Consider the following 19990-nt stretch of genomic DNA (forward strand, 5'->3'; position numbering starts at 1 on the left):
TATATAGTATATTGTTCTTAAACTATATTGACACTATGAAAAATAAAAAAAGTACAAAGATAAGATTTTCTCTTACCCTTGTACCTTTATACTTTAATTTAATTATTTTTTACTCACTGCTAGTCTTAATTTTTTCTCCTTAGCTAATGCTATAGACTGCTCATTAATTTTATTTTCTAACTCTAAAACCTTGAACTTATAGTTTTGAAGTTGTAGCTTAGAAGTCTCACCCTGTTCCTTATTATAATTATATAGAGTTTTATATTTTTTAGCTTCACCCTCTACATATTGTAATTTTGTGCTTAATTCTTCTAACTGCTTATTAAAGCTACTGTTTAGTTGCTCTTTTTCTATGTCATAAGATCTTTTTATGTCTTCTATTTCTTTTAAAGCAATATTTTTAGCTTGCTGTTCTTTGCTTACATACTCACTTTTAACAGATTCTATATCCTTTGCTTTTATCTCTTCTAAGGATGATTTTTCTTTATTAAATTTACTTTTTAACACTTCAATGTCACGTATATGACTTTCTTCTAAAGACTTCAATTCACTACTATGAATTGAATTTAACTTTTCTATTTTATCCTTTAATTCTTTTAATTCCTTTAAATAAGCTTCTTGAGTTTTGTGCTGACTTTCATTAAATCTATGCTTAATTTCTGATATCTTACTTTCATGATCTTCATTTATAGAATTAAATTTTTCTCTATGTTCTTGTTTTAATTTATTTATCTGTTCTCTATGAATATCATCTATTAATTTAAGCTCTTTTTCTTTTTCTTCTAGCACTTTAGAAAGATTTTGTGTTTCTTCCTCTTTTAACATTTCAATAACTTCTTCATTTTCATTTTTAATAGAAACTATTTTATTTTCATACTGATTCTTTAAATCCTCTATTTTATTTTCATATATACCAGTAAGTTTATTTTTTTCTTTTTCCTTTTCTTGTATTAGATTTTTTTCAACTGTAGCTTTTTCTTCAACTAATCTTTTTTCTAATAATTCTTTTTCTCTCTCTAATTCAAGATTTTTCTCTTGTAAAGCTTTAATTTCCTTCTCACTTTTCTCTTTTAAGGCCTGTAGTTCTATCTTTACTACTTCTAATTCCCTATTAACCTCATCAACCTTACACCTATCCTCAGTATTCATAAGATCTTCAATTTCTAATTTTAACTGTTGATTTTTATATTCTGCCTCTTCTCCGTAAGCTTTTAAGTTACTATTTTCATTTTTTAAGTTATTTTGTTGTTCCTCTAAATCTCTATATCTATTTAAAAGTTCCGAGTATATCTCTTGACTTTTAAACATATCATCAGCTATATTTATTGCAGTTAAAACAGCCGCCGAACTAATACTAAGCTTCTCATTTTTAGACTTTATATTTCTTATTTTCTTGTCCACAAAAAATGCGACTCTATTTAAATATTCCTCATCTTCATTACCTTTTAAATTATATTCAACGTCATCTATAATAACAGTTATTATATTCATCATAAACACCCCATATACGCATATTTCCTAAAACAATTTTGCAATTATTGTATTATGTTTACTTAAAATTATATCTTATTAACCATAAAAAAACAAATTTTATTTGAGGAAAATTAAGGAATTTTAAAAAGTCTATGTAATATTTTATTTTTACTTTCATATTACATAGACTTTCAGTTAAATGAATTTTAAATTTTAATTATCTTAATACTGCACCTAATTTATGCTCTAAGGATCTTAATATTTTATCATGTACCTTATTTACTTCTTTATCCTTTAAAGTCTTTTCTTCCGCTCTATAAACTAATGCATAAGCTATACTCTTCTTATCTTCTGGTATTTGCTTTCCTTTATAAACATCAAATAATTTTATGCTTTCTAAAATATTTCCACCAGCTTTTTTAATAGCTTCTTCTATTTCTTGTACAAGTATAGCATCATCAACTAAGATAGCTATATCTCTTGTAACTGCTGGGAACTTAGGAAGAGCTTTATACTTCTTATCTAAGTTAGAAGCTGCATATAATAAGTCTAAATCTAGTTCTGCAATATAGCATCTTTCTTCCATTTCAAAGTTTTCTGCTACATCAGGATGTACTTCCCCTAATACTCCAGCAAATTTATTTCTAACATATAAAGCTGCTGTTTTTCCTGGATGGAAGCTTGGATTTTCACTTTCTCTTCTGAAGCTTGGGTTTTTAACTCCTAAAGTATCTAATAAGTTTTCAATAATACCCTTTAAGTGGAAGTAATCAACATTTCCGTAAATACCTATAGTAACTATGTTTCTTTCCTCTGGTATTTTATTAATATCTTCATCTGGAATATAAACTTTTCCTATTTCAAATAAAGCTGCTGACTCATTACTTCTGTTATTATTTCTAGCTAAAGATTCCATCATAGATGCTATTGAAGTTGTTCTCATAACACTATAATCTTCACCTAGTGGATTCTTAATCTTAACCACATTTCTTAAAGATGAATCACTTGGAATTAATAATTTATCAAATATTTTAGGACTAACAAATGAATAACTAATAGATTGATTTAATCCACTATTCATCATAGCTTCCATAACCTTATCATCTAAGATTTGTTTTTCATTTTTTCCACCCTTTAAAGTCTCACAGTTTGGAATTGTAGCTGGAATATTATTATATCCATATATTCTAGCAATCTCCTCTGCTATATCTTCTTTAATAAATACATCACATCTAAAAGTAGGTACTTTAATAACTAATGTATCTCCATCTATATCTGTTTTTAAATCTAAAGCATCTAGACATTCTTTCATTTTTCCAACATAAATCTCTGTGCCTAAGAATTTATTTACCCAGCTTGCACTCACTTTAACTTCATGAGATTCTTTTTCGCTATTGTATATATCTATTGTTCCATTAACAACTTCACCTGCACCTAATTCTTCAATTAAAGCACATGCTCTATTCATAGCAAGTTCAACACCATTTGGATCTATTTCTTTTTCAAATCTTGATGAAGACTCAGTTCTTAAAGCTAACTGTTTTGAAGAATTTCTTATATTAACAGGTTCAAAGCTAGCACATTCAAAAATGATTGTATTAGTGTCTTCCTTAACTTCTGAATTTAATCCACCCATAATACCTGCTAAAGCAATAGTTCTCTCAGCATCCTTGATGCAAAGCATCTCTGAAGTTAAAGTTCTTTCTTCTTCATCTAGAGTTATGAACTTTTCACCATCTTTAGCATTTTCAATTATAATAGTGTTTCCTTTAATATCTCTAATATCAAAGGCATGCATTGGTTGAGCAAACTCAAGCATAACAAAGTTAGTTATATCAACTATGTTATTTATTGGTCTAACTCCAGCTTCTAATAATCTATCTTGCATCCATTTTGGAGAAGGGCCAACTTTTATGTTTTTAACTTCTCTTGCCATGTATCTTACACATTTTTCATCTTTTACTTCTACATTTAGATCTTCGTGTACATTACCCTCTGCCTTACAAGTGAATTCTAAATTAGGCATCTTATAAGTAGTTCCTAAAGTAGCTGCTGTTTCTCTAGCTAATCCTATGATACCTAAGCAATCAGGTCTATTTGAAGTTATCTCTAAGTCTATAATTGCACTTTCTAATCCTAACACCTTTTTAATATCTTCACCTAAGACTGTATCTGTAGGAAGTATCATTAATCCATCAACTTCTTTTTCATCAGCTAAGCCAAGCTCAACTTCTGAACAGAACATTCCTTGAGATACTACCCCTCTTAATTTTCCCTTTTTAATTTTTAATCCACCATGTAATGTAGAACCATGTAATGCTACTGGAACAACATCTTGCTCTTTCATATTAGTTGCAGCAGTAACTATTTGAATATGTTCACTACCTATGTTAACATCACATACAACTAATTTATCAGCCTCTGGATGTCTTTCTATCTTTTCTATTTTTCCTGTTACAACATTAGTAATTTCTTGCCCTGTAATTTCTACTCCTTCAACCTTAGAACCACTTAAAGTTAAAGCATCTCCTAATTCCTTTGGAGATATATCTATATTAACATAATCATTTAACCATTGAATTGGTGCTTTCATTTCAAAACCTCCACAGTAAAATTTTACAAATCCTAAAGTTTTTATAAAGCATATTCCTATACACAAAATTAACTTCAAGATTTATATATAAGTTCTAATTAATACTCTACATTCATATTAATCCTTGAATTTATTCTATAATCACCCTTATACCTAAAAAGAATTAAGATTCTTTATTAGAATATATATATAATATTTTTTATAGTATAACTTATTTAGATTAGAATTGATTTAAAAATCTCATATCACTTTCATATAATTGTCTTATATCATCAAGTCCATAGTTTAACATAACCATTCTATCTAAACCAAATCCAAATGCAAATCCACTATATTCCTCTGGATCAATACCACAATTTCTTAAAACCTGAGGGTGTACCATACCAGCTCCTAAGATTTCAATCCATCCTTCACCCTTACATACTTTACATCCTTCACCTTTGCATACGAAGCATGTAGCATCCATCTCTACTGATGGCTCTGTAAATGGGAAGTGGTGTGGTCTGAACTTAGTTTGCATTGCTTCACCAAACATTTGCTTAACAAATAATTCTAAAGTTCCTTTTAAATCAGCAAAAGTAATGTCTTTTCCAATTACTAATCCTTCTACTTGATAGAAAATTGGAGAGTGAGTTGCATCAACAGCGTCTGATCTATAAACCTTACCTGGAGAAATCATTTTAATAGGTAATTCTTTTTTCTCCATTGTTCTAACCTGTACTGGAGAAGTTTGAGTTCTTAACACTATATTATCATTAATATAGAATGTATCTTGTTCTCCTCTAGCTGGGTGATCCTTAGGTATATTTAAAGCCTCAAAGTTATAATAATCATATTCAACTTCTGGACCTTCTTCTACTGAGAATCCCATAGATATAAATATATTTTTTATTTTATCTAATGTAAGTTCTAATGGATGCTTCTTACCTATTGTCTGCTTTACACCTGGCATAGAAATATCTATTATCTCATTCTTTAATCTTTCAAGCTTTTCTTTATTCTTTATCTGCTCTAATGTAGATGCAATAAAGTTTTCTATTTCTTCTCTTACTTCATTAGCAATCTTACCAACTATAGGTCTTTCCTCTGCACTTAAACCACCCATTCCTCTTAAGATAGCTGTAAGTTCACCTTTTTTACCTAAGTACTTTACTCTTAAGCTTTCAATTGCTTCTTTATTTTCAGCACTATTTAATTCTTCTAAAGCTTTAACTTTTATAAGCTCTAATTTTTCTTTCATCTCTATTCCTCCTCATTTTTATAATCAGGCAAAAAATAAAAGTCCGTCCCCTAAAAAGGGACGAACTTAATCCGCGTTACCACCCTAGTTAGTCATAGAATAATCCTATAACTCACTTGAAAATTTATCGATTTCCCGCTAACTACTACTATTATTTCACAGTTAGAACTCCAGAGTGAACTTCATACAAAAACCCACTTAAGCAAACTTCCAGTCTACGATTTGCTCTCCCTTAAAGCTATTTTTGACTACTCTCTCCTTCATAGTTTAAAATATATTATTTTACTTAAATATGCTTATGATTATACCATATGAATTTATTTAAAACAACTTTTAAATAAAATTTCATAAAGCATTTTCAGCTCAATTTTATATCATGTTTTGTCTTACAACTTCATATACCATAATACTAGCTGCTACTGCTGCATTTAAAGATTCAGCATTGCCAGGCATAGGAATTTTAACAGCTATATCACTTAAACCTTTTAGCTCATCACTAATGCCATTTCCCTCATTACCAACAGAAATTATAACATTATCTTTTAAATTAACATCAAAGAAATTATTATCTGTTTCTAAGGTACTTGTAACTAACTTAAAACCATTATCTCTTAAGGATTTTGTTAACTCTAAGTTATTATCCTCAATAATTGGAACCTTAAATATTGAACCCATAGTAGATCTTAAAGTTTTCTCATTATAGATATCTACTGTTCCCTTAGTTAAAATAACTCCTAAGGCTCCAGCTGCATGAGCTGTTCTTATTATAGTACCCATATTTCCAGGATCCTGAATTCTATCAGCTAAAACATAAAAACCATTTTCTTCACTTATCTCTAAAGCTTTATTCTTAACGATAGCTAAAATTCCTTGAGGACTTTCTGTATCACATACCGTAGTAAATATTTCATCACTTACATTTACAACTCTAGTATTTTCCAAGTCTATAGAATCTATTCCTAAATCATAAAATTTATCAAGAATCTTATCACTTATTATCAAAGCTTCCACATTAAAATCTGATTCTATAGCTTCCTTAACAAATCTTAAGCCCTCTACTAAAAAAGAGCTACTTTTAGTTCTATGCTTCTTATCCTTAAGTTTTTTTACTTCCTTTAAAAAATTATTACTCTTACTTTCTATTCTCTCCATATTATCATCCTATCTTTCAGCATATAAAAATATTAATACATATTTCTATTCATTTTAATTATACCATAGTTAAATATCACAGATTAAATACACTTTATAAATCTAATCTTTTCTTTATGTAATTTAAAATGCTATATAACTTTTTCTTAAACTACTCTTATATCTTACATCATAGATTGCTTACAGTTTTATCAATAACTCCATTGTATTATTATTTACTCCGAAGTGCTTAACTTCTTATTTTTATATTATAAAAGACCATTATAAATAAAATTTAATTTATCTACAATAGTCTTTTATAAAAGTTATTTACTTAACTAAGTTTAACTTTTAAATAATCAACTTAATATATCTTAAGAATACTATCTTATAACCTCTTCTAATCTAGCTAAATCACCAACATTTCCAATAGCAACTATTATATCACCTGGTTCGATTATGTCTAATGCCGATGGAGAAACATCTATTTCATTGTTTCTTTTTATAGCCATTACGTTTATTCCATATCTACTTCTAATATTTAAATCTATAAGATTTCTTCCATGCCATTCTTTAGGACTTAAGAATTCAGCTATACTATAATCTGGTGATAATTCTATATACTCTAAAATATTAGATTGAACTAAATTATGAGCAACTCTTACTCCCATATCTTTTTCTGGGAATACCACCTTATCAGCCCCTATCTTCATAAGAACCTTAGCATGCATATGATTATTAGCTTTTGCAATTATATATTTTACTCCTAGCTCCCTTAATAATAAAGTAGCCATTATACTAGCTTGTATATCTGATCCAATAGCTATAACTGCAACATCAAAGTTTCTTATTCCTACTGCTCTTAAACTGTTTTCATCCATAGCATCAGCTTGAACTGCATGTGTTACATAATTAGATACACTTTGAATCACTTCTTCATCTAAATCTACTACAAGAACATCATTTCCTAAAGAGTATAAGGTCTCTGCAACAGATATTCCAAAGCGACCTAATCCAATAACTACAAATTGTTTTTTACTCATTCAAAACACCCCTAACCAACCATAATTTTATCTTCTGGATATTTAATAGCAACACTTCTTGAACCTCGTTTACCTAATGCTAATGCTAAGGTCATAGGACCTACCCTTCCTGCATACATAGTTAAACTTATTATTATTTTACCTACTACACCTAATTGTTGAGTTAAACCTAAAGTCAATCCAACAGTTCCATAAGCTGAAGTTGCTTCAAATAATAAATATTCTAAAGAAGCCTGTGACTCTACTATAGATAATACCATAGTCACACTTATAACTAAAATAAGACTTATTGCAAAAATTGCAAAGGCTTTGTATACGAGTTCCTTAGGTAATCTTTTTTTGAAAATCTCAGCATCTTCTCTTCCTTTAATTACAGAAATAACTGCTATAATTAATATACCTGTAGTGGTAACTTTCAAACCACCTGCTGTTGACCCTGAAGATCCACCTATAAACATAAGTACAATAGTCAGGAACTTTCCTGCTAAAGTCATATCCGCTAAAGGTATCGAGTTAAACCCAGCAGTTCTTGGACTTATGGCGGCAAAAGTAGCCGATAAAAATTGCTCACTTGCAGGTCTACCATATAAAGTAGCAGGATTCTTCATTTCAAATAAATACATAAGTATAGTACCACCAACTATTAATATAGCTGTCATAAGTAAAACTATTTTAGAGTTTAATGATAGCTTTCTATTCATTCTATAATTATATACTTCTATCCAAACACAAAATCCTAAACCACCAATTACTATTAAAGCAGATAATGTTAATATTACTACGGCATTACCTGAGTATGCTGTAACACTATTAAAATTACCCATTAAATCAAATCCTGCATTACAGAATCCTGAAATAGAATGGAATACACCATAAAACAGTCCTTTTTTAAAACCAAAATCAGGAATAAACTGCGTAGACAGTAATAATGCCCCAACTGCTTGAACTGAGAAAGTAAAGCCTAAAATATATCTAGCCATTTTAACTATACCTTGCAGTGAAAAAGAGTTCATAGCCTCTTGCATTACTAAACGTTCCTTTAACGTAATTTTTTTGCCTAATAGCAAGAAAATCAAGGTTGCAAAAGACATAAATCCTAATCCACCAATTTCAATCAAAAGCATTATAATAACTTGACCAAATAAACTCCAATAAGTTCCTGTATCTAAAGTTACTAATCCAGTAACACATACGGCTGAAGTAGATGTAAATAAAGAATCTAAAAAATTAGTAGATACTCCTGCTGCAGATGATATAGGTAAACTTAAAAGGCATGCACCGATAAAAATAACGAAAGCAAAGCCTAAAGCCAAAATCTGAACTGGCTTCAATCTAATATGACTTTTAAACTTTTCATACTTCACCCTTATCACCTCTTTTCATTTTCATATATTACCTATTATAGTATAAATTCTTATGGCTTTTAACCTCTAAAGAAAAAATCTTTTTTAAGTTTGCTTAATATTGCATTCATTATTTATTAACATTTAGTTTATAATAACAAATCGCTCTCTATTATTCCATCTTTAGTATATGTTTAATTTATAGATATATGTATATATAAAAAAATGCAACCAAAGGGTTGCATTTTTTTATATTATTAAGCTTCTAATTGCTTTTTAGCAACTTCAACTAATTCAGCAAATGCTTTTGCATCATTAATTGCTAACTCAGATAACATTTTTCTGTTCATATCGATACCAGCTAATTTGATTCCGTTCATGAATCTTGAATAAGACATTCCGCTCATTCTAGCAGCTGCGTTAATTCTAACGATCCAAAGTCTTCTGAAATCTCTTTTCTTTAACTTTCTTCCGATGAAAGCGTTTCTTAAACCTCTAATTACTGTTTCGTTAGCTGTTCTATATAACTTACTTCTTGAACCATAGTAGCCCTTTGCAAGTTTTAATACTTTTTTATGTTTTTTACGAGCGTTAATCGCTTTTTTTACTCTTGCCATTTCATTACCTCCCTAAATAAACTATTCCATTAGATATATGGTAATAATTTCTTCATTGCTTTTAATTGAGTCTCTGATACTAAAGATGATTTTCTTAAATTTCTCTTAGTTTTAGGTGACTTAGATGTTAATAAGTGTCCTTTGTAAGCTTTAGCTCTTTTAAGCTTACCGCTTCCTGTTTTCTTAAATCTTTTTGCTGCACCTCTATGAGTTTTCATTTTTGGCATAATAATTCCTCCTTACTATTGAGCTTTCTTAGGGGCTAAAATCATTATCATATTTCTGCCTTCTTGTTTAGCTGGCTTTTCTACTGATGAAACATCCTCCACCTTTGAATAGAAACTATCTAATATTCTCTTTCCAACATGTGAATAGTCTGCTTCTCTTCCCCTAAACCTAACTGTTACTTTTACTTTATCTTCAGCTAATAAAAACTTTCTAGCATTACTAGCTTTGATATTAATGTCATGTTCCTCTATTGTTGGACTAAGTCTAACCTCTTTTATGCTAACAACCTTTTGGTTTTTCTTAGCTTCTTTAGTTTTTTTAGACTGCTCATAAATATGCTTTCCGTAGTCCATAATTCTACACACTGGTGGATTTGCACCAGGTGATATCATAACTAAATCAAGATCCTTTTGTTCTGCAATTGTTAAAGCTTCTCTTGATGACATTAAGCCTAATTGTTCTCCGTCATCGCCTATAACCCTGATTTCATTTTCTCTAATTTCTTCATTAAGAAGTAATTCTTTCTTAGTACTAATACTAGACACCTCCTGTGGTAAGTCTATAACTATATTAAAATATGTAAAAAAGGACGACATCTTGTCGTCCTATATTACCATAATACATTTTTCAAAAATAAATATATTATAAGCACTTTACCTAACTAGCTTTGCTGAAAGGTGAGAAACGACTTTCTACTTGTTTGCTTAATTATTAAATTTTATTAATTCAACATGTTTATTCTACTATTATAATAATACTTTGTCAATATGTTTTTTGGTTTTTTATTTTTCTATATTTTTACCGTATGTAAACTTAAGGCTGAAACTCTAAATAACTTAACTCAATATATAGTATAAATTATTTAATAAAACCCATCACAACTATATATCTATATTAACAGCTTCGTAGATCAGCCTTTTTAAATGTCTTTTAATATATTTTTCTTATGATTATTAAACTTTTCATATTTTAAACTTCTACTTAAATAAAATGAAAGCTATATTATTGCTATTAATTTATACTGTCATGTATCTGTATATCTAATTCTCTTAATAAATATAATATAAAATAATATTTAATTAGCTTTTTAATTCAAAAAATGATTTTGTTTATCAACACTAGTATTGTATTTTAAAACTTCTTTTGAGTCTTTAATATATTCCTTACAAAAGCTACATCCATCACAAAAATGCGCTCTCTCCAAAAATACATCTTTTATTGTATCTATAAACTCTTTGTTATAGCAATTTTCAGCACAATGAATAACTATTCTTTTAGGAACATGTGTTATAAGCCCACTAATTATAATATCTTCCATATTTACAACTCCACTATAATTAGAACCTTCTATATCCTTTAAAAGATCTCCTATTACATCATCACCATTTTTATTTTTTAATTTATAATTGTTCTTATTATCAATTATAAGGTTTAATTCATCATAGCAAATTTCCTGTGTCTCCACAAAAAATCTAAGAAGTTTTATAAACTCCATATACTCCTTATCTCTTATATATTTTTCTATGATTTTATCTGCTATCTCGCCTAATTCATTTTGGAATTCCTTTGTTCTAAATCTTAAGAAACCATTTATATTTATTTCCTCATTTTCCTCAATACACTTTAAAATTTTCTTTATTATACTATTCTTTTTATTAATGCAAAATGCAATTTCAGAACTCATTTCTAAATTATCATAAATTAAAAACTCTTCTAAGAAAAATTTAATTAACACAACATCCTTTTCCTTTAAAAAGAAGTATCTATCATTTAAAAACTCATCTACTTTACCTTCACAAAATTCTTTTATAGCTAAATTGTATATTACTTTAGCAAAATACAAATTAAAACTTGCTTTTATATCATCAATTTTATCATTCAAGGATTGATCATTGCAAAATATTTTTACAAAGTGATTTTTATTTTCTATATTCTCTGATATCCCTAATTTGATATTTTTAATTTCAAATATACTCTTTATTTCACCAATGTCTTCACACAGATCCTTTACATTCTCATCATATATCACAGTTAATAGTAACATCTTTCACACTCCTTTGTTTTAGTATGTCTTTTACTTAAAGCTATATACGCATTAAAATTAGCAATTATCGACAACATAATTGAAATTCTTTAACCCAAGGGTTTATAATAAACCTATATACTTTAAGAAAAGGAGATTTTTGTTTTGAAAACTTTAATTGTAGATTACAGAATATCTGAATTAGAAAAATTCACTCTCAATTCCTTAGGATATAATCTTCTTTCTTGTCCTAAGAATAGTAATTTATACAAAGCCATAGATGGACATCCAGATATCTTGCTTCATCCAATTAGTGAAAATAAAGAAATTATAGTTCATAAAGATATATCCTGTGATTTTATAAGAACTCTACAAAATCTTAACTATAAAGTTCTTAAAACCAATAATTCACTTAGTGATGCATACCCTAAAGATATAATTTTAAATGCACTAAATTTAAAAAATATTTTTCTACACAAGTTGGATTGTACAGATCCTTCTCTTTTAGAAAAAGTTTATAATAAAAAACTACTTAATACTAAACAAGGATATACAAAATGCTCTACTGCAATAGTTAAAAGTACAGCTATTATGACTAGCGATGTATCCATAGCAAAATTACTATATGCAGAAAATATTGATGTACTTCTACTTCCTCCTAAACATATAAAACTTCCTCATTTAGATTACGGCTTTATAGGCGGAACCTGTGGTCTAATAGATGAGAATTTATTAGCCTTCTTTGGAGATTTAGAGTGTTATCCTTTTAAATATGAAGTTAAAAGCTTTTTGAAAAAACACAAAGTGGACTATCTTTCTTTAGGAGAAGGTCCATTAACTGATAGGGGTAGCATATTTCACATATAATATTCTTATTGGTTTCTATATATTTTAAGCATTTAAGCGTAACTACTAATTTATACTTATAAACTAATTACCCTATTTAAACCGAAATATACCCTTTATGCATAAATAAAATTTGCTTAATTCATTGCAAAATAAAAGGCTAGTATTAGCATATGCTACTACTAGTCTTTTTCCACAGGTAACTTATAAATTTTTATATATAAATTATCTCCTTTAAACTACACTTTATATCCTTTTTAAATTCCATATTCAAGGAAACTTTTTCATTAACTTACACATTTTATATTTATTATTTAATTCATAAATCTTAAGCAACTGTAATTTAATATATGAGATTCTATTCCTTCTTATTGCACATGAGAAACTTTAATATTATATTTTGCTGTAAATATAACACTGTATATCTTGTCTTAAATAAACTTCATTCATATTTTCCTAGGATAAAAAAATTTAATATGCAATAAATTACGATGATATAGATTTAATATTGCAGAGTATGTATAAAATAAAAAAACCTCGTATATTAATACGAGGTTTTTTATGGAGGCGCCACCCAGATTTGAACTGGGGCATAAAAGTTTTGCAGACTTCTGCCTTACCACTTGGCTATGGCGCCATATGGAGCGGGAAACGGGGCTCAAACCCGCGACCTCCACCTTGGCAAGGTGGCGCTCTATCAACTGAGCTATTCCCGCATATATTGGTGGCTAGACCAGGAATCGAACCAGGGACACGAGGATTTTCAGTCCTCTGCTCTACCGACTGAGCTATCCAGCCAACTTATTGGTGGAAACAACAGGGATCGAACCTGTGACCCTCTGCTTGTAAGGCAGATGCTCTCCCAGCTGAGCTATGCTTCCATAAAGTTTATATCTAACTTCTTTTTATATAATACTATAAATTCAACTTATATTCAACTTGACTTAAGATTATATTATTAAATTATTTTTATTTTTCTTTATATTGCTTTAATTTTCTATACTTTATTTTATATTAGAAATTATATATTAAATAAAACACAATTTCTAACACTCCATAAATATTACTCTTCATATTCTATAGAAAATGTTGCACTAACACTAAATACTATAGCATATCATTACTTACAGCTAACTTATAAGTACAATATGCCATATATAAAGTTATTAGTGCAACAGCCCTTATACTTTACTTGATTATTTACAATTTTAAAAGTTACTTATTCATAAAATCTACAGATTGTTAATTATCTCTAGTAAATCTTCTGGAGTAAAATCATATTTTCTTCCGCAGAATTGACATTGTATACTTTCAGTTTTGCCATCTTTATGTATTGATTCAAGTTCCTGTTTTCCTAAGCTTATTAAAGCCTTCTCAACTTTTTCTCTTTTACAATCACAAAGATACTGAGGAACTACAGTATCGTATAATTTTAAATCCATATCATCAAAGTATAAATTTAAAATATCCTCTACAGTCTTTCCTTCACTGATAAGTTTAGTTATAGGTGGATTTTCTTCTAATCTAAAAGTAATAATATCAGCTAAGCCCTCTGGCGCACCTGGCATCATTTGAATAATAAGACCACCTGAAGCTTTTATACTGTGATCCACATCAACTAAAACTCCTACTCCAACCGCAGTAGGAATTTGTTCTGATACAGTATAATAGTATGCTAAATCATCACCAATCTCTCCTGTGTATATTGGTGAGTGACCAACATATGGCTCTTTTAATCCCATATCTCTAATTACAATTAGTGAACCATCTTTTCCAATAGCTCCACCAACATCTAACTTACCTTTTTCATTAGTAGGTAACTCAACTCTAGGGTTACCTATAAAACCTTTTACTGAAGCATCAGAGCTAGCAGTTACAACTACCCCCTTTGCTTCTCCGCCACCATCGATTTTCAATGTTAACTTATCCTTTTCTGATTTCATCATAGATCCCATAATGCTACCAGCTGTTAACATTCTTCCTAAAGCTGCAGCTGCAGTTGGTGTACATCCATGAATTTTAGTAGCTTCATTTACCATTTCAGTAGTAATAGCAACTGTTATTCTGACATCCCCACTATGAGCCGTAGCTCTTATTAATTTATCACTCATTAAAATCCCTCCAACATTAGAAATATCTATTTATTTTTTCTTCACTACATATGTAATTCTTTCACACTTTTCATGAATTTCTTTTTCACAATAATTATCTAATTTTTCAAGTACCCTAAGTCCTGCTGACTCTAAAAGAACTTCTATTTCTTCCTCTTTATAAGCTCTTTCTGTATGTACCTCATCAAATCTACTATACTCTTGTCCATTTTTTATGAAGAATGTTAACTCCATGTCAATTATGTCATTCTCTAAAAAATTTTGCCATAGATAAAAGATATCTCCTTCATCGTAATTGTAAACTTGATTTCCTAATATATGTATAAGTTTATAGTAAGAATTTATATCAAATAAAAACATTCCATCATCTTTCAGTAAAGACTTCACTGATTTAAAAAATTCTAAAACATCCTCATCTTCTAATAAATAATTAGTAGAATCAAGACAACATGTTATTAAATCAAATTTTCTATTGAGACACAACTCCCTCATATCTTGACATATAAATCTAGCTTTTAATCCTTCTTTTCTAAATTTTTCTTCTGCCACTGTTAGCATCTCTTGCGATAAATCTACTGCCCAAGTATTTTTAAATTTCTTACATAAATGTTGAGTAAAGTTACCAGTACCACAAGCTACATCTAGATAGTTTTCAAAGTCCACACCATATTTATCACATTTGTCTTTAATTACAGATGCCCATAACTTATAATCTATATCACTATTAATTAGATTATCATAAATGTCTGCTAAATCTCTATAACATTCCACTATAAATCTCATCCTCTCTTCTTAATATAAATATATTTTATAAGAAAATGTGAACTTTGTCCAACCATCTAATTAATCTTAACACTTAAAATTATTACTGAATATCCTTATTCTTAGGTAGATTCATGGCTTTCTTTTTCTTTGTCATGATACCACCTATTCTACCTGTCTCCTCAGCTGTTAAAGCACCCCATCCATATTGGTCAACCTTATGGTCAAGACCTAACTCAGTTGCTATTTCGTATTTAATTTTTTCTCTCATTAACTCCATTTCACTGAGACTTTTATTAGCTTTTATTTTAGCTTTTATAACTTTCTTTAAAGGTGTTTTTCCCATAAAGTATACCTCCCTATAATAATTTCTATTAAGATTATTTCCCAAATGAAGAATTTTTATTCTATATTATATCTTTATTTGAGATAGGGATAAAAACTCTAAATTTTAAGGCATAAAAAAGGAAGCCTAAATTTAGACTTCCTCTTTATTAGTTGAATTTTATTAGGTTTTATATTCTTAAAACTTTGCTACCTATTATCTACCTTTAATATAGACTCCTTTGTAGTCCATACAGTAATCAGCCAATCCTGGTGCCTTGAAATCCTTAACATACTTTCTAGTATAGAATTTAGTTAAGCCATGTTCAAATGGAGTTACTAAAACATCATCATAAGTTAAGATTTTTTCAGCTTTACTGTATAGCTCAACTCTCTTCTTAGGATCCTTTTCATTAGCAGCATCTGTTATAGCTTTATCAAAGTCTGCATTTTTCCATCCTAAATATGAGTAATATCCTCCATCAGAGTTATATATATCTATAAAGTTTGATGGATCATCAAAGTCTGCTGACCAACCACCTACTGCTATATCGAATTCACCATTTTTCATTTTTTCATACATTATTTGATATTGAGAAGTTACAACGTTTACATTTACTCCAAGTTTTTCCTTCCATTTGTTTTGGAACCATTCACCTTGCTTTTTACAGAACTCATTATCTCCTCTCATATGAATAGATATCTCTAATTTAGATGGATCATCACCTAATCCTGCTTCCTTCATACCTTCTATTAATAAAGCCTTAGGATCTTTCACTTCTTCAACTAATTTCTTAGTATATTGAGGTTTACCAGCTTCTTCTTGGAAACTCTTTCCTTCGATAGTTACATTATCAGGTATAAATTGATATCCTGGTATATTGTTTCCATTAGCCATGTCCTTGCCATATTGATCTCTATCAAAAGATGTTGCAAAAGCTTTTCTTATTTTTAAATTACTTGCTGGACCAGTCTTTGGATTAAATATTAAAGTTTCAACATTATATCCTGGAGTCTTTTTAATATCAAAGTTTCCTGAAGCATCGAACTTTTCAACCCACTCTGGCTTACTTACACCACCTCTATCAACTTCTCCATTAAATAAAGCTTGCATTCCTGAGTTAGAATCTTGAATTATATGCTTAGTAATTTTCTCTAAGTATACATGATCCTTATCCCAGTAATTTGGATTTTTCTCGTATGTTAAGTTACCATTATGCTTCCACTCTTTTAAAATATATGGTCCATTTGACATTGTCATATCAGCTTCTGTACCATATTTAGCTCCAAATTCTTCTATTGCTTTCTTTTGAACTGGCTTAAATGTTGGGAAGTAAGAAAGCTGTAAGAAGTATGGAGTTGATTGAACTAACTCAAACTTTAATGTATAATCATCAACTGCTTTTACTCCAACTTTTTCTAAAGCTGCATCTATAGTCGCATCATCTTTTCCTGTTAATTTTATTGCATCAGCAGCACCCTTTATAATAGGAGCTACGAAAGATGAATACTCTGCAGCTACTCTTGGATCACAAACTCTTTTTAATGAATATTCAAAATCTTTTGCTGTTACCGGAGTTCCATCTTGCCATTTAGCATCTTTTCTTAACTTGAAAGTAAATTCTGTTGAATCAGCATTTCCTTCCCACTTTTCAGCAACACCTGCTTCTATTTTATCTACTCCACTTTCTGTACCAACTACTCTTGTTAGTCCTTCATGTATTGGAGCTAATCCTTCCCATGTAGTTGTGATAGATGCTATTGTTGGATCAAGTAATTGAGGCTCTCCCCCAAACACATTTAAAACTTGTTCCTTGTCCATTTCTGGTTTTCCACTATTATCTTTTCCTGATTCATTCCCCTTTGGATCTTCTTTTTTATCACCACAACCAACTAATGCTGATGTTGAAAGTACTGATAAAGCTAAAAGTGTAGCAAGAATTTTTTTGCTTTTCATTAATAATTCCCCCCTAATAAGTTAACTAAATAATGTATAGTACATTAACTAAATTTAATTTATAGTAAAAATAGAAAGTATTTATTTTCTATCTATTTTCTTCTATTTTTATTTGTTTTATTTTATATATATAATATATCATGGAATAATCTTTTGCAAGCTTTTTTTGCAAAATATAAATAATTTTCTGAATTTTTAGTATATTAGATATATAAATTCATTTATTTGCAACATTCATAATTGTTGTTGCAGCCATTTCTCTATTTGTTGGTTTTTATTTCTATTTTTGTTTATTGAGACTATTCTATATTACTTGAATAAATATTGCAATAAAATATTTTAAATTAAATCATAAAAATATTTTTATATTTTAAGTTTATTTACATAGGTTGTAAAATATTACACTTTATTTTTTAAAAATAAAAGAGACCACAATTGTGACCTCTTTTTTACTTTAACTTTATTATCTACCTTGAGTGTAAACACCTTTGTAGTCCATACAGTAACTTGCAAGACCTGGTAGGTTATAGTTTTTAATATATTTTCTTTGATAAGTGTTATATTTTCCGTGCTCAAATGGAGTTATTAACACATCATCATAAGTAAGGATTTTTTCAGCCTTTGTATATATTTCCGCTCTCTTTTGAGGATCTGTTTCCATTTCCCCATCTTTTATCAGCTTATTATACTCTTCATTTTTCCATCCTAAATATGAGTAGTAACCACCCTCTGAAACATAAAGATCTAAGAAGTTTGATGGATCATCAAAGTCTGCTGACCAACCACCTACTGCTATATTGTAATCACCATTCTTCATATTTTCAAACATAATTTGATATTGAAGTGTTACAACCTTCACATTTATTCCTAAAGACTCTTTCCATTTATTTTGGAACCATTCACCTTGTTTCTTACAGAACTCATTATCACCTCTCATAGTGATAGAGATATCTAATTTAGATGGATCATCACCTAAACCAGCTTCCTTCATACCTTCAATTAATAAAGCCTTAGGATCTTTAACTTCTTCAATTAATTTTTTAGTATATTTAGGAGCACCAGCTCTTTCTTGGAAGCTCTTTCCATCTAAAGAAACTGTATCTGGTACAAACTCATATGCTGGAATATTTAATCCCTGAGCCATATCTTTACTATATTGATCTCTATCGAATCCAGCAGCTAATGCTTTTCTGATTTTAATATTGGATGTAGGACCTTCTTTAGGATTAAATATTAATGATTCAACACCATAGTCTGGTCTAGAAATAACATCAAAATCTCCAGATTGATCAAATTTTTGAATCCATTGTGGGTCGTTTACACCACCTCTATCAACTTCTCCATTGTATATAGCTTGCATTGCAGAGTTAGTATCTTGTACGTTGATTTTGTGTATTTTTTCTATAAATACATTATCTTTATCCCAGTAGTTAGGGTTTTTCTCATATGTCATACTTCCATTATGTTTCCAGTCTGTTAAGATGTAAGGTCCATTAGCCATAGTTTTTTCTGCTTCTGTACCATATTTAGAACCATATTCTTCGATAGCTTTCTTTTGAACTGGTTTTAAAGTTGGGAAATATGATAATTGTAAGAAATATGGTGTAGGTTTTGTTAATTCAAATTTTAATGTATAATCATCAACAGCAGTAACACCTAATTTCTCTAAAGCTGCATCAATTGTAGCATCATCTTTACCGGTTAAACTAGTACATTCTTTAGCACCTTTTAAAAATGGATCTAAGAATGTTGCATAGTCTGAAGCTACTCTTGGGTCAACTACTCTTTTTAATGAGTAAACGAAATCCTGTGCTGTTACAGGTGTTCCATCTTGCCACTTAGCGTCTTTTCTTAACTTGAAAGTAAACTCTGTTGAATCATCATTTCCTTCCCAACTCTCAGCAACACCAGGTTCTATTTTATCTGCTCCACCATTTTGTGAACCAACAACTCTTGTTAAACCCTCATGCATTGGTCCTAATGCTTCCCAAGTAGTTGTAATAGATGCAATTGTTGGATCAAGTAATTGAGGCTCTCCCCCAAATATGTTTAAATATTGATCCTTATCCTTATCTCCTGAGTTTGTACTCCCTTGATTATCTTTACCTGAAGCTTCTTTTTTATCACCACAACCAACTAATGCTGATGTTGAAAGTACTGATAGTGCTAATATTGTAGCTAAAATCTTTTTGCTTTTCATCAATAACTCCCCCTAATAAATTCAACTATAATATATATGATATATATGTATATTTCATCTGGAGAAGAACTCCAGATGAAATATTTTACTTTTTTATAC

16 protein-coding genes, 4 tRNA genes and 1 other annotated feature are annotated in these 19990 nt (G+C 29.3%); of the genes, 1 reads left to right on the top strand and 19 read right to left on the bottom strand.

Features of this window, described 5'->3' with window-relative positions:
- Window positions 1-102: 102 nt before the first annotated feature.
- The 10 genes from BUA48_RS06430 to ytxC all read right to left on the bottom strand — a co-directional run bounded on the left by BUA48_RS06430 (window position 103) and on the right by ytxC (window position 11712).
- The gene (locus BUA48_RS06430) at window positions 103-1494 is read right to left on the bottom strand and encodes a cell division protein ZapA (RefSeq protein WP_143147677.1); all 1392 of its coding nucleotides are present in this window, start codon (window positions 1492-1494) and stop codon (window positions 103-105) included.
- Between the two features lie 196 nt (window positions 1495-1690).
- Window positions 1691-4066: a phenylalanine--tRNA ligase subunit beta gene (pheT, locus tag BUA48_RS06435; protein WP_072831242.1), complete on the bottom strand. Its 2376-nt coding sequence runs from the start codon at window positions 4064-4066 to the stop codon at window positions 1691-1693.
- Between the two features lie 220 nt (window positions 4067-4286).
- The gene (pheS, locus tag BUA48_RS06440) at window positions 4287-5306 is read right to left on the bottom strand and encodes a phenylalanine--tRNA ligase subunit alpha (RefSeq protein WP_072831243.1); all 1020 of its coding nucleotides are present in this window, start codon (window positions 5304-5306) and stop codon (window positions 4287-4289) included.
- Window positions 5307-5359: 53 nt separating this feature from the next.
- Window positions 5360-5579: a binding site (T-box leader), on the bottom strand.
- 96 nt (window positions 5580-5675) lie between these two features.
- Entirely contained in the window at window positions 5676-6458 is a 783-nt protein-coding gene (locus BUA48_RS06445) for a TrmH family RNA methyltransferase (protein ID WP_072831244.1), read from the bottom strand.
- A 362-nt stretch (window positions 6459-6820) separates the two neighbouring features.
- Entirely contained in the window at window positions 6821-7480 is a 660-nt protein-coding gene (locus BUA48_RS06450; protein WP_072831245.1) for a potassium channel family protein, read from the bottom strand.
- A gap of 11 nt (window positions 7481-7491) precedes the next feature.
- The gene (locus tag BUA48_RS06455; RefSeq protein ID WP_084666163.1) at window positions 7492-8850 is read right to left on the bottom strand and encodes a TrkH family potassium uptake protein; all 1359 of its coding nucleotides are present in this window, start codon (window positions 8848-8850) and stop codon (window positions 7492-7494) included.
- 230 nt (window positions 8851-9080) lie between these two features.
- On the bottom strand, window positions 9081-9440 hold the full coding sequence (rplT, locus tag BUA48_RS06460; protein ID WP_072831246.1) for a 50S ribosomal protein L20: 360 nt from the start codon (window positions 9438-9440) through the stop codon (window positions 9081-9083).
- Window positions 9441-9469: 29 nt separating this feature from the next.
- Window positions 9470-9667 carry a 50S ribosomal protein L35 gene (gene rpmI / locus BUA48_RS06465; RefSeq protein WP_072831247.1) on the bottom strand — a complete coding sequence of 66 codons (198 nt, stop codon included), beginning with the start codon at window positions 9665-9667 and terminating at the stop codon, window positions 9470-9472.
- Window positions 9668-9682: 15 nt separating this feature from the next.
- Window positions 9683-10213 (bottom strand): translation initiation factor IF-3, encoded by a 531-nt coding sequence (gene infC / locus BUA48_RS06470; RefSeq protein ID WP_143147687.1) that lies wholly within the window; start codon window positions 10211-10213, stop codon window positions 9683-9685.
- A 542-nt stretch (window positions 10214-10755) separates the two neighbouring features.
- Window positions 10756-11712, bottom strand: coding sequence for a sporulation protein YtxC (gene ytxC, locus BUA48_RS06475; RefSeq protein ID WP_072831249.1), 957 nt, complete (start codon window positions 11710-11712; stop codon window positions 10756-10758).
- 144 nt (window positions 11713-11856) lie between these two features.
- Between ytxC and BUA48_RS06480 the strand changes: the two genes are divergently transcribed.
- A complete protein-coding gene (locus BUA48_RS06480; protein WP_072831250.1) occupies window positions 11857-12558 on the top strand; it encodes a DUF6873 family GME fold protein in 702 nt (233 codons plus the stop codon).
- Window positions 12559-13099: 541 nt separating this feature from the next.
- Here BUA48_RS06480 and BUA48_RS06485 read toward each other — a convergent pair.
- The 9 genes from BUA48_RS06485 to BUA48_RS06525 form a co-directional block, all read right to left on the bottom strand.
- A tRNA-Cys gene (locus BUA48_RS06485) sits at window positions 13100-13174 on the bottom strand.
- 3 nt (window positions 13175-13177) lie between these two features.
- Window positions 13178-13253, bottom strand: a tRNA-Gly gene (locus BUA48_RS06490).
- A gap of 6 nt (window positions 13254-13259) precedes the next feature.
- Window positions 13260-13335 (bottom strand) — tRNA-Phe (locus BUA48_RS06495).
- Between the two features lie 7 nt (window positions 13336-13342).
- Window positions 13343-13418, bottom strand: a tRNA-Val gene (locus tag BUA48_RS06500).
- Window positions 13419-13769: 351 nt separating this feature from the next.
- Window positions 13770-14648: an Hsp33 family molecular chaperone HslO gene (gene hslO, locus BUA48_RS06505; RefSeq protein WP_072831251.1), complete on the bottom strand. Its 879-nt coding sequence runs from the start codon at window positions 14646-14648 to the stop codon at window positions 13770-13772.
- A 30-nt stretch (window positions 14649-14678) separates the two neighbouring features.
- A complete protein-coding gene (locus BUA48_RS06510; RefSeq protein WP_072831252.1) occupies window positions 14679-15419 on the bottom strand; it encodes a class I SAM-dependent DNA methyltransferase in 741 nt (246 codons plus the stop codon).
- A gap of 94 nt (window positions 15420-15513) precedes the next feature.
- Window positions 15514-15756 carry an alpha/beta-type small acid-soluble spore protein gene (locus BUA48_RS06515; RefSeq protein WP_072831253.1) on the bottom strand — a complete coding sequence of 81 codons (243 nt, stop codon included), beginning with the start codon at window positions 15754-15756 and terminating at the stop codon, window positions 15514-15516.
- Window positions 15757-15951: 195 nt separating this feature from the next.
- Entirely contained in the window at window positions 15952-17691 is a 1740-nt protein-coding gene (locus BUA48_RS06520) for a peptide ABC transporter substrate-binding protein (RefSeq protein WP_072831254.1), read from the bottom strand.
- A 463-nt stretch (window positions 17692-18154) separates the two neighbouring features.
- Entirely contained in the window at window positions 18155-19891 is a 1737-nt protein-coding gene (locus BUA48_RS06525; RefSeq protein ID WP_072831255.1) for a peptide ABC transporter substrate-binding protein, read from the bottom strand.
- Between the last annotated feature and the right edge of the window lie 99 nt (window positions 19892-19990).

The sequence above is a fragment of the Clostridium collagenovorans DSM 3089 genome, assembly GCF_900130005.1.
GTDB classification, from domain to species: Bacteria; Bacillota; Clostridia; order Clostridiales; family Clostridiaceae; genus Clostridium_D; species Clostridium_D collagenovorans.